The sequence below is a fragment of the Streptomyces sp. NPDC054840 genome (assembly GCF_053611065.1).
In genome coordinates this window covers 1-6,167 of sequence record NZ_JBSGZP010000452.1, presented here as the reverse complement: position 1 = coordinate 6,167, position 6,167 = coordinate 1, and the positions used below count along the sequence as shown (strand labels likewise).

Genomic DNA, 6,167 nt, shown 5'->3' with positions numbered 1-6,167 from the left:
AGTCGGCGGCGAGGAAAGCGAAGAGGCTATTTCAGGAGTGTTGAGAAGGAAGCCCCTTCATGGCCTCGCCACGGCTACGTTAACAGTCAGGCGGGGATCAGGTCACGCAGATTTTCGGGGGTGACGATCCGGGACCGCGGGTGGAGCTTCTCGGGCCGCTCCAGGCCGATGTAGGTGACGGGTCCCGCCGGAACCGTCTTCCCGTCCCACACGGTCACGGTCGTGGCGCTGCCCGTCATCAGCTCGATGAGGTAGCGGACGGTGAGCTGCTCGCGCTCGACGATGGCGCGCATCAGCGTCGCGACCGTCACCCGGTTGTCCTCGACCCGGTTGTACGACGGAGATCCCGTCAGGTACAGGTGCAGCCACTTTGCGCGCCACCGGCCGTCGGCCCCCCGCAGGAACACCAGCGGCAGCGCTACCCGGCCGGGACCGCGCAGATCCGACTTCATACGCACCGTGCGCGGCTCGAACGGTCGTCCTCCCTGATCGGCCCCGCGCAGCATGAACCCGAAGAAGGACTCTTGGACCTCCTCGAAGCCTTCCCCGGAGAAGATGTTGACCTGCGGGACGATGCAGGTGCCGCGCACCGCGTCCAGTCGCAGGTCGATGAACTCCGAGGCACCCTCGGGCGCGTTCGTGATGTCACCGGAATGCTTGCCACCGATGTCGAGAAGGTTGGTGTACGACAGCCACGAGATGGTCGAATAGTCGGGGCCCAGCAGTGCCGCCGACAGGTCGTAGTCGGTGCTGCGCGCGGTCTGCTTCCAGAACACGAAGAAGCGCAGCAGTTCACCGTCGACCCGGGACACCGAGCCGCGCGGCAGCACCCCGAGCCCGGCCGCCGTCGCCTTGCCGCTGAGCGGCAGCGCCACGTCCAGTACGTCCGGGTCGATCAGCAGGTGGTCTACGGCGGGCAGCCGGCGGCGCAGTTCCGCGTCGATCGCGGTGATCATCCGCTTGCACTCGGGCGCGAAGACCGGCGGGCGGGTGTCTTCGGTGACCCAGGCCCGGCCGGAGCGGTTGACGAACACCCGCTGTTCGCCGGTCGCCTCCCCGCGGTTGTGCAGGTGCTGGCGTACCGACAGCAGGACGCGGCCGGAGACGTCGGGGACGACCTGCTCGGCGGCGGCCGCGACCGCGTCGCGCTCGTCCCGCGTGGAGGCGGAGCGCAGCAACCGGTCCAGGGAACGGAACAGTTTGCCGGGTGCGGCCTTCAGCAGCTCGGCCGCGCCGGTGGGGTCGAGGTGGGCGTGCAGTTCCTCGACCCGGCTGTCGAAGGAGCGTGCCGCCTTCTCGCCGCGGGCCACGGCGAACACGTCGGCCGCGTGCGGCCACTGCGGGTACTCGTGCGGATGCAGCCGCTCGCCGAGCCGTTTCCACATCTCGCGGTGCGCGTGCACGTCGGCGAGCTTGGCGGGCGCCGCGCCGACCAGCGCGTCGAGGCCCCCGAGCAGTGCCCGGCGAGCGGCACGGGAGATGCCCCGCAGCCGCGTCGGCTCCTGCAGGCCGACGTCGCCGCCCGCGAGCGCGCAGGCGAGGCGGAGCACATCGGTGACCGTGTCCAGCAGCAGACCCGAACCGGCCTTCAGCCGCGCCACGTTGACCACGGCCCGGTTCTCCCGCACGGGGATCTCCGCGGGCTGCGGTCCGTCCGCGCAGTGGCCGGCGAGGTCCTGCAGTTCCCGTAGCCCGTCCTCGCCCAGGGGTGTGGTGCTGCCCGCCAACGACAGGTACAGCGAGGTGAGTTCGTCGTCCGGCGCGCCGCCGAGGTGCAGGACGGTCATACGGTCGCCCGCCACGGCGATCAGCTCGTCGTGGTGGGTCAGCATCTCGGCGTACGTGTGCCGGTAGTTCCCGTACGAGGGGAGGGTGAGCAGGTTCACCACACCGGCGCTCAGCTGCTCCAGTGTGCCCTCGCGCGTGCTGTCGTCGGCGAGCGCCTCGGCTATGCACCGCATCCAGAAGTCGAAGGTGTCCGGCACGTTGGCCGGGAAGTCGATGAAGTACGCGTTGTGCTGAACGTGGTCGCCGACCATCTCGCGGACGGTGCCCAGCGTCCGTACGGCGGTGTCGGTGACCGCCCCCTCGGACAGTCCTGACAGGTGTTCGAGCAGCTGTGCCGAGAGCTTGAAGCCCACGGACATCAGGGCGGCGTCGAACTGCTGCGCCGCGACGGCGCCTTCCCCGGCGGGTCCCGCGGGGCGGGGAACGCGGTGAGTGTGCCGGAGGACCAAGGGGTCGAGTCGGTGGACCATTCCAGCATGATCCCAAGGCCGTGCGGACAGCCGCACCCGGTTTTCCCCAGGGCGGCGCGGTGTCCGCCGAAAGGTGTTCCGTGCCGGAGGGAAGGCGTCCTACTGTGGCCCGGTGACTCAGATGATCATTCTCAACGGTGGTTCCAGCTCCGGGAAGTCCGGGATCGTGCGGTGTCTGCAGGCCGTGCTGCCGGATCCGTGGCTCGCGTTCGGGTGCGATGCCTTCGTCGACGCCCTGCCCGCCGCGATGCAGGCGGCGCAGGAGGGGATCGAGATCACCGCGGACGGCACGGTGAGCGTCGGGGCGACCTTCCGGGCGCTGGGGGAGGCCTGGACGGAGGGGATCGTCACGATGGCCCGTGCGGGCGCGCGGATCGTCGTCGACGACGTCTTCCTCGGTGGGGCGGCGTCCCAGCAGCGGTGGCAGAAGGCTCTGGGCGGGGTGCCGGTCCTGTGGGTCGGGGTGCGGTGCGACAGTGCGGTCGCCGCGGGCCGTGAGATCGCGCGCGGGGACCGGGCCAGGGGTATGGCCGCGGCGCAGGCCGACTCCGTGCACCGGGGAGTCACCTACGACATCGAGGTGAACACGACGCGCACCGAATCGCTGGAGTGTGCGCGGATCATCGCCTCCCACGCCGCCTGATCCCCGCGGCGAGTCCTGGCGGAGGGATTCCTCGGCCGCCCGGCACCACCGCGGCCGGCACTCCGCCGCGGCGATGCCGGGCAGGCCCCTCCGCGGATGCGCTGGGGTGCGCTCTACGCCGGCGCCGCTCAGCGCGTGGCGCGGCCGTGGAGCAGCGTCGCGCGGGCGAGCGCGGTGAGGGCCGCGGTGCAGAGCAGGGTGCGGAGGATGTTCGTGGTGACCCAGGTGGACTTGAACCGCTCGACGATCGAGAAGTCCTTCATCTGCTCGACGGCGCCCGCGTCGGCGAGCTCGTTGTTGAGCGGGATGTTCACGGCGAAGGTGATCACGAGGACGACGAGGTACGCGACCGCGGCCGCCCCCACCCACAGGGCGGTGGCGCGTCGGCCGCCGCGGTACTCCACGACCGCCGAGGCGGCGGCCGCCACCAGGGCCAGCAGGAACACCGATCCGAAGAGCGGATTGCCGTCGATGGCCTTGTTGAAGGCGCGCATCGCGGTGACGTACGTCTGCTCGTCACCGGCCGCCAGCCCCGGCATCACCGAGACGTCGAAGGCGAAGAACAGCCCGGCCATCAGCCCCACCAGGACGGTGGACAGTGTGATCAGGGTGGCGGCGAGCCGGGTGTTCTGCGGTCGGCCCGGCGTCGTCGACGAGGCCGGCGGCGGGGTCGGAACGTGCGGCGTCGGGTTGATGGTCATTCGACTCTCGTCCTCTTCCCACAGTCAATACGGCACGGTGCGATGCGATGCGGTGCTGTGCGATGCGGTGCGGTGCGACGTGTTCTGAACGTGAACGACCGATCGTGACATCACCTGTTCGATCTTCCGTCGGGTTTCGGTGACCCCTTGGGTGAATCTTTAGCCATGGCTGCCCGCGTTCCCGGGTGTACCTGCCCCGTGCACACCACACGGGGGGGTACACCGGCCCCGAGGCCGGATCCCCACCTGACGGGGGGTGTCGGGGCCGGCGATACGCTGGTCCCATGCCGGTTTCGAACACCCCCGCACCGGGCCCGCTGCGCCTGGAACCCGTCACCGCCGACAACTTCGACGCGGTCTGCGCGGTACAGATACGCCCCGACCAGGCCCACCTGGTCTCCCCCGTGGTGAAGTCACTCGCCGAGGCGTACGTGCACACCGCGACGGCCTGGCCCCGGGCCATCGTCGACGGCGACGAGACCGTCGGCTTCGTCATGGCCTTCCACGACTTCCTCTGGAACCCGGCCGCCGGCCCCGACGACCGTCGCAGCGGCGTCTGGCGCCTCAACATCGACGCCCGCCACCAGGGCAAGGGCTACGGCCGCTTCGCCGTCCAGGCTGTCAGCGAAGAGATCCGGGCCCGGGGCATCCAGCACGCGTACGTCAGCTGGGACACCGGCACGAACAGCCCGGAGCCCTTCTACCTCGGCCTCGGTTTCCGTCCCACCGGCGAACTCAGCGGTGACCAACGCGTCGCCAGGCTCTCCCTCGTCCCGGACCGGACGTAGGACCGGGGCACCGGGCACGGGGACGAGGCACGAGGCACGAGGCCGTCTCTTGCGGATGCTGTCTCAGGAAACGGCCTGGCCGAGCACGACCGTGCCGCGCGGTGCCCGTGCCATCGCCGCATCCGGCACCGTCGCCCCCGAGCGGAACTCCCGTGGGCTGACACCCCGGACCCGCTTGAAGGCGGCGGACAGGGCGAAGGCACTGCTGTAGCCCACCTTGCGGGCCGCCATCTCGACCGTGGCGTCCGGTTCACGCAGGAGATCGGCCGCCAGCGCCAGGCGCCAGCCGGTCAGATAGCCGACCGGCGGCTCGCCGACGACCTCCGTGAAACGGCGTGCCAGCGAGGCCCGGGAGACGCCCACCTTCAGGGCCAGTTCCTCCACGGTCCACCCGTGCGCCGGGCTCTCGTGCAGCAGCCGCAGCGCCGGCCCCACCACCGGATCTCCCTGTGCCCGGAACCAGCCCGGGGCGCCGGACCCGGGTGCCGCGAGCCACGCCCGCAGCACCCCGATCAGCAGCAGGTCCAACAGCCGGTCCAGGACCACCTCCTGGCCCGGCTCCTCGCTGGAGATCTCCGAGGCGAGGAGCGTGATCAGGGTGGAGTCGGCGGTCCCGGCCGGCCTCACCAGGATCGTGGGGAGCGCGCTCAGCAGCCGGCCGCCGACCTCGCCCGGCGCCTGGTACGTACCGCTCAGCATCACCGCCGCCCCGGCGTCGGGGCGGGCGACGCCCCAGGTCCGCACCCCGAGCGCCATCGAGTCCGAGACGTCCTCACCCTCCGGCGTACTGCACCGCTGGTCCGGCCCCACCATGATCTGGACGGGCGTGTCCGGCAGGTCGGCGATCGTGTACGGCTCGGGCCCCCGTACGACGGCCACGTCCCCGGGGCCGATCCGTACCGGCTCGGCGCCCGGATCGTCGGGCAGCAGCCAGGCCGAACCCTGCACCATGGTCACGACCGACAGCGGGGCACGGTCCTCGATCCGGAGCGACCACGGAGGGTTGAGTACCGACTTCAGCAGAAACGCGCCCCGGGCCTGCGGGCCCGCGAGAAGACCGGCCAGCATGTCCATACGCACATCCTCCCCACGACGGAACGACACCCCGGCACGGTCCCGGGCGCGGCGGGTCCGCATCAGACGGCCCGGACGTCCCAGACGCCGGTGGCCGCCGCCTCCCGGGCGAAGTCCGAGAAATCCCGGGGCGGCCGCCCCAGCACCTCCTCGACCCCGTTGACGAGGTGCGCGTTGCGCCCGTCAAGGATCACGGTGAACAACTCGGCGAAGTCCTCCGGCAGCCCGTTCTCCCGCAGTACCGCACGATAGTCCTCCATCGGGATGGGAGCATAGGTGATCTGACGGCCGGTCACCTTCGAGAGCTCGGCGGCCACGTCCTCGAACCCCAGCAGGCGCGGCCCCGACAGTTCGTACGTCTTCCCGATGTGCCGGACATCGGTCAGCGCGGCCACGACCACGTCGGCGATGTCACCGGTGTCGACGAACGGCTCGACCGCGTCCGCCGTCGGCAGCACGATCTCTCCCGACCGAACTGATTCGAGGAAGAAGCTCTGGTCGAAGTTCTGGTTGAACCAACTCGACCGGACGATCGTCCAGTCCGCGCCGGACGCCTTCAGCCCTTCCTCACTGATCCGCGCCGCCTCCTCGCCACGCCCCGACAGCAGCACCAGGCGCCGGGCACCGGCGGCCACCGCCGCCGCCGCGAAGGCCGTCACCTGAGCGGCCGCCCCGGGGAAGGCGAGATCGGGGTCGTAGGTCA

The 6,167-nt window shown here is 70.9% G+C and carries 6 protein-coding genes; 2 read left to right on the top strand and 4 right to left on the bottom strand.

All coding sequences use genetic code 11. From position 1 onward, the window contains the following. Positions 1-86 precede the first annotated feature (86 nt). Positions 87-2,258, bottom strand: a complete 2,172-nt coding sequence (locus ACWGIU_RS26610) for a hypothetical protein (RefSeq protein ID WP_453709835.1) — start codon at positions 2,256-2,258, stop codon at positions 87-89. A gap of 121 nt (positions 2,259-2,379) precedes the next feature. On the opposite strand from ACWGIU_RS26610, the gene cpt reads away from it, so the two are divergent. After that, positions 2,380-2,901: a chloramphenicol phosphotransferase CPT gene (cpt, locus tag ACWGIU_RS26605; protein ID WP_453709837.1), complete on the top strand. Its 522-nt coding sequence runs from the start codon at positions 2,380-2,382 to the stop codon at positions 2,899-2,901. A 128-nt stretch (positions 2,902-3,029) separates the two neighbouring features. Here cpt and ACWGIU_RS26600 read toward each other — a convergent pair whose 3' ends face one another. After that, a complete protein-coding gene (locus ACWGIU_RS26600; RefSeq protein ID WP_453709833.1) occupies positions 3,030-3,602 on the bottom strand; it encodes an anthrone oxygenase family protein in 573 nt (190 codons plus the stop codon). A 284-nt stretch (positions 3,603-3,886) separates the two neighbouring features. On the opposite strand from ACWGIU_RS26600, the gene ACWGIU_RS26595 reads away from it, so the two are divergent. Then, positions 3,887-4,390, top strand: a complete 504-nt coding sequence (locus ACWGIU_RS26595) for a GNAT family N-acetyltransferase (RefSeq protein WP_453709831.1) — start codon at positions 3,887-3,889, stop codon at positions 4,388-4,390. A 63-nt stretch (positions 4,391-4,453) separates the two neighbouring features. Here ACWGIU_RS26595 and ACWGIU_RS26590 read toward each other — a convergent pair whose 3' ends face one another. Both ACWGIU_RS26590 and ACWGIU_RS26585 read right to left on the bottom strand, forming a co-directional pair. Further along, entirely contained in the window at positions 4,454-5,464 is a 1,011-nt protein-coding gene (locus ACWGIU_RS26590) for an AraC family transcriptional regulator (RefSeq protein ID WP_453709829.1), read from the bottom strand. A 62-nt stretch (positions 5,465-5,526) separates the two neighbouring features. After that, positions 5,527-6,167, bottom strand: a 641-nt coding sequence (locus ACWGIU_RS26585) for an NmrA family NAD(P)-binding protein (RefSeq protein ID WP_453709827.1), incomplete at its 5' end; no start/stop codon positions are given.